At 59.2% G+C, this 3,766-nt stretch carries 4 protein-coding genes and 1 tRNA gene; 2 read left to right on the top strand and 3 right to left on the bottom strand.

What is annotated here, in order from left to right:
* Positions 1 to 41 precede the first annotated feature (41 nt).
* Positions 42 to 117, bottom strand: a tRNA-His gene (locus tag B7G66_RS16345).
* 98 nt (positions 118 to 215) lie between these two features.
* Positions 216 to 1,391, bottom strand: a complete 1,176-nt coding sequence (locus tag B7G66_RS16350) for an aminotransferase (RefSeq protein ID WP_003617368.1) — start codon at positions 1,389 to 1,391, stop codon at positions 216 to 218.
* 201 nt (positions 1,392 to 1,592) lie between these two features.
* Between B7G66_RS16350 and B7G66_RS16355 the strand changes: the two genes are divergently transcribed.
* Complete coding sequence (locus B7G66_RS16355; protein ID WP_003617366.1) at positions 1,593 to 1,931, top strand: P-II family nitrogen regulator; 339 nt, start codon at positions 1,593 to 1,595, stop codon at positions 1,929 to 1,931.
* 127 nt (positions 1,932 to 2,058) lie between these two features.
* Positions 2,059 to 3,519, top strand: a complete 1,461-nt coding sequence (gene glnA, locus B7G66_RS16360) for a type I glutamate--ammonia ligase (RefSeq protein ID WP_003617364.1) — start codon at positions 2,059 to 2,061, stop codon at positions 3,517 to 3,519.
* Between the two features lie 49 nt (positions 3,520 to 3,568).
* Here glnA and B7G66_RS18510 read toward each other — a convergent pair.
* On the bottom strand, positions 3,569 to 3,766 hold a 198-nt coding region (locus B7G66_RS18510; protein WP_206778210.1), incomplete at its 5' end, for a hypothetical protein.

The raw sequence follows: 3,766 nt of genomic DNA on the forward strand, positions 1-3,766 counted from the left end.
CTATCAAGCCTGAATTTTCAAACAGTCTCTAAGGGAAATGATGGGGCGAATGACGGGGCTCGAACCCGCGACATCCAAGACCACAACCTGGCGCTCTACCAACTGAGCTACATCCGCCGCAACGAGGGGTGATTTAGAGGCTCTGATGCGGCGCGTCAATAACCCTTTTTACGCCATGTTGCGTTTCGGGGGGCGCTGCTCCCCCCGGTTACGCCTCATCCCTGCAATTCCCCCACCCCACGCAGCCGCCGCACGGCTTCGGAGATGACTTCGGGCCGCTTGCAGAACGCAAAGCGCACAAGTGTCCGCGGCCCCGGCGCGCTGTCGGGATCATAAAAGGCGGAAACGGGAATGCCCGTCACACCCAGCCTGCGCGTCATCGCCTGACAGAAGGCGACATCATCCCCGGCAAAGCCCAGCGGGGCGAAATCAGCAATCACGAAATAGCTGCCATCGCAGGGCAGGACATCGAATCCGGCATCCCGCAGGCCACGGACCAGCATATCGCGCGACCGACGCATGTTTTCAGAGAGCTGGAGGAAATATGCGCCATCCTTTTCCAGCCCGACCGCCACGGCACGTTGCAGGTTCGGCGCAACGGTAAAGGTCAGGAGCTGGTGCGCCTTTGCCACCAATGCCGCAAGCGGGGCGGGCGCGGTCACATACCCGACCTTCCATCCCGTCATGGAAAAACTCTTGCCCGCGCTGCCGATACGGATGGTCCGCGCCTTCATCTGCGGCAGGGACATCAGCGCGACATGACGCACCGGTGCAAAGGTCAGGTGTTCGTACACCTCGTCACACACGGCATAGACATCGTGGCGCGTCATAAGATCGGCAATGAATTCCAGTTCCGCACGCGTAAAAACCTTGCCGGTCGGGTTCATGGGGGTGTTGAGCAAGATGGCCTTGGTACGCGGGCCGACCGCCGCCGCCAGTTCCGCACGCGGCACGGACCAGTCCGGGGGCAGCAGGCGCACGGGGCGCACAACCGCACCCAGCATCCGTAACACCGGCAGATAGGTATCATAAAGCGGTTCGAAGACGACGACCTCGTCACCCGGATTGACCAATGCCATCAGCGATGCCGTGATCGCCTCTGTCGCGCCACATGTCACCACAACCTCGGTCGCGGGATCGACCTCGATTCCACAAAAACGCAGGTTGGCAGACGCCACCGCCGTGCGCAGTTCCGGCACCCCCGCCAGCGGCGGATACTGGTTGCGGCCATCGCGCAGGGCGGCGGCGGCAACATCGATCAGATCCGCCGGCCCCTCGGTATCGGGGAACCCCTGTCCGAGATTGACGGCATCATGTTCAACAGCCAGTGCCGACATGACGGAAAAAATAGTCGTCGGCAACGCCGACAGCATCGCATTTGCGGGTTTCATACCTGCCATCCTGTCCATAATGCGGCAATGACTGACGCCAAGGTTGTGATTTTTGCAATACCATCCGATTGCCTGAAATCCCAACCCGTGCAAACCTGTAGACGAAAAGAACCTGGCACGGCATCTGCGTCCGTTCCCGCAGGAATACGATCCGGTACCGGAATGCCGCCGGTCCGCAAGACTGGAGATTGACGACGCGGCATGAAAAAGATCGAGGCCATCATAAAACCCTTCAAGCTTGATGAGGTGAAGGAAGCCCTTCACGAAATCGGCCTGATGGGGATCACCGTGACCGAAGCCAAGGGTTTCGGCCGGCAGAAAGGTCATACCGAACTGTATCGTGGTGCCGAATACATCGTCGATTTCCTTCCGAAAGTGAAACTGGAAATCGTGTGCTCGAACGATCTGGCGGATCGCGCGATTGATGCCATCATCGCCGCGGCACGCACGGGCCGCATCGGCGATGGCAAGATTTTCGTCTCCCCCGTCGAGGACGTGATCCGTATCCGTACAGGCGAACATGGCGAGGATGCTGTCTGACACGTCCGTGCCGGTGCCGTTACGCGCAACGGCACGGCCCCCTCGACACAGGCATCCCTTTTTCGTAACCGTTTCGGTGTCCGCATCATTTCTTGCGGGACCGTTCACCATAGGCAGGTAGAGAACAATGCCAAAAAAAGCATCGGGTACCCCTTCTTCCCCGACCTCCGACGTTTCGGCTGAAGCAGTCGCCAAGGTCTTCAGCCTGATCAAGGAAAACGCTGTCGAGATGGTGGACCTGCGTTTCACCGATCCGCGCGGCAAGTGGCATCACACCACCCAGTATGTCACCACCATCGAGGAAGATACCTTCCGCGAAGGGTTCATGTTCGACGGTTCGTCCATCGCGGGATGGAAGGCCATCAACGAAAGCGACATGATCCTGCTGCCCGACCCGACGACGGCGGTCATGGACCCGTTCTCGGCCAAGCCGCAACTGATCCTGATCTGCGACATCGTGGAACCCTCCACCGGGCAGTTCTATAACCGCGACCCGCGCGCGACGGCAAAGCTGGCGGAACAGTACCTGAAGTCCACCGGCCTGGGCGATACGGCGTTCTTCGGCCCCGAAGCCGAATTCTTCATCTTCGACAGCGTGCGCTTCGGCACCGGCCCGAACTATGGCAAGTACGAGCTTGAAAGCATCGAAGGCCCCGACGCGTCGCTCAAGGACTATCCCGAAGGCAACATGGGCCACCGCCCGGGCGTCAAGGGCGGGTATTTCCCGGTTGCCCCGGTGGACAGCGAAGGCGACCTGCGCGCCGAAATGCTGACCACGATGGGCGAAATGGGCCTGCCGATCGAAAAGCACCACCACGAAGTCGCACAGTCACAGCATGAGCTGGGCACCAAGTTCGACACGCTGGTCCGTTCGGCCGACTTCATGCAGATCTACAAGTACTGCGTGCATAACGTCGCCCATTCCTATGGCAAGACGGCAACATTCATGCCGAAGCCGATCTATGGCGACAACGGTTCGGGCATGCATGTCCACCAGTCGATCTGGAAAGCAGGCAAGCCGACCTTTGCTGGCAATGGTTATGCCGACCTGTCGGACGAGGCGCTGTACTATATCGGCGGCATCATCAAGCACGCCAAGGCGCTCAATGCGTTCACGAACCCGTCCACCAATTCCTACAAGCGCCTGATCCCCGGCTTCGAAGCCCCCGTGCTTCTGGCCTATTCCGCGCGTAACCGTTCGGCATCGTGCCGCATCCCGTATGCGACCAGCCCGAAGGCCAAGCGCGTCGAGGTCCGCTTCCCCGATCCGACCGCGAATCCCTATCTTGCGTTCGCGGCCATGCTGATGGCGGGCATCGACGGCATCAAGAACAAGATCCATCCGGGCGACGCGATGGACAAGGACCTGTATGACCTCCCCCCCGAGGAACTGAAGCAGATCCCGACTGTTGCCGGTTCGCTGCGTGATGCGCTCAAGGCACTGGAAGAAGACCACGAATTCCTTCTGGCCGGTGGCGTGTTCACCAAGGACCAGATCGAAAGCTATTGCACGATCAAGTGGGAAGAAGTGTTCAAGTTCGAACACACCCCGCACCCGGCCGAGTTCGAGATGTACTACTCGGTCTGATGGCCATACGGCGCGCACCTGCCGCGACGTGATGCAAAAGGCGTCGGGATCACACGATCCCGGCGCCTTTTTTCATGCGCACCATTGGGAATCGCTGCGAACCGCTGGATGCGACACTGAGAGAGTGTGTTTGAAAACAAATCCTTGATAAAAAACAGGAAAAGTTTTCGGGTGCCACCTTTTGATCGAAAAAGGCAGCGTCTTTCTGAAGCTTTTTAGAAAAAGCTTCACCAAAAACCTTTATAAT

Source organism: Novacetimonas hansenii JCM 7643 (assembly GCF_000964405.1).
In the GTDB taxonomy this organism is placed as follows: domain Bacteria; phylum Pseudomonadota; class Alphaproteobacteria; order Acetobacterales; family Acetobacteraceae; genus Novacetimonas; species Novacetimonas hansenii.

Bases quoted from the DNA above. Each gene is read 5' to 3' on its own strand.
- B7G66_RS16355 (WP_003617366.1), top strand. From the start codon at position 1,593: ATGAAAAAGATCGAGGCCATCATAAAACCCTTCAAGCTTGATGAGGTG.
- glnA (WP_003617364.1), top strand. From the start codon at position 2,059: ATGCCAAAAAAAGCATCGGGTACCCCTTCTTCCCCGACCTCCGACGTT.
- B7G66_RS16350 (WP_003617368.1), bottom strand. From the start codon at position 1,391: ATGAAACCCGCAAATGCGATGCTGTCGGCGTTGCCGACGACTATTTTT.